This is a genomic window from Rhizobium sp. 10N427 (assembly GCF_056394605.1).
In genome coordinates this window covers 1-834 of the sequence record NZ_JBFTID010000042.1, presented here as the reverse complement: position 1 = coordinate 834, position 834 = coordinate 1, and the positions used below count along the sequence as shown (strand labels likewise).

Sequence of the window (834 nt, the reverse complement as noted above, 5' to 3'; positions counted from 1 at the left end):
GTCGATCTTCCGGAGAGCTGTGTCGGCGTCCGGAATGGATGAGATGCGTATGTAGTCYCGCTTCAAGGTTTTGACGAAGGCTTCAGACATGCCGTTCGATTGTGGGCTGGCCACGGGCGTGAAGCATGGGATCAGGTTGAGGGCTTGGGCAAACAGCCTGGTCTCCCTCGCGGTATATGCACTGCCGTTATCAGATAGATGTTCTATTGCATGCGGGGCGCTGATTGCGCCGAAGCGCTTTTCGACGGCCTCCAACATCATGTCTCGAATGTCGGAGCCGGATATCCCGGCATTGGCGACGGCTGCCCATGAGATAATTTCCCGGTCAAACGCATCGATAATGAACGCGAGACGAACCACCTCGCCATTCCAGCAAGTGAACTCAAGCCCGTCCGAGCACCAGCGGAGATTAGACCGCATCACCATGACCTTGMMGTCGTGGACACGACCAATTCGCACCGCCGTGTGTTTCTCAAGGATCATGGCGTGATTGGCCATGATGCGATGCACTCGCTTGCGATTGACGACGGGCAGATCGGCGGCTCGCCGCTGCCTGTTGAGAAGGGCAGCGATCCGCCGATAGCCATAGGTCGGCCGAGCATCCACGAGTTTACGAATGGCAGGCAGCAGCTCGGCATCATCCGCTTTGAGATATGATCCACGCGGCTTRGACTTGCCTTTCAGGCGCTCCACGAGATTGGACCTCGATACGCCAAGGACGTCAGCCACGGTCTTCATCGGGAACCGTCCTTCGGCAACAAGATCGGCCGCGATATCGGTTTTTTTGAGTGGGCTTTGGAAAGAGCTTCGCGGAGAATCTCGTTCTCCAACGTC

At 57.0% G+C, this 834-nt stretch carries 1 pseudogene; it reads right to left on the bottom strand.

Features of this window, described 5'->3' with window-relative positions:
• Positions 1-834 (bottom strand): annotated as a pseudogene (locus AC1DIJ_RS30895) (IS3 family transposase); the annotation flags it as partial.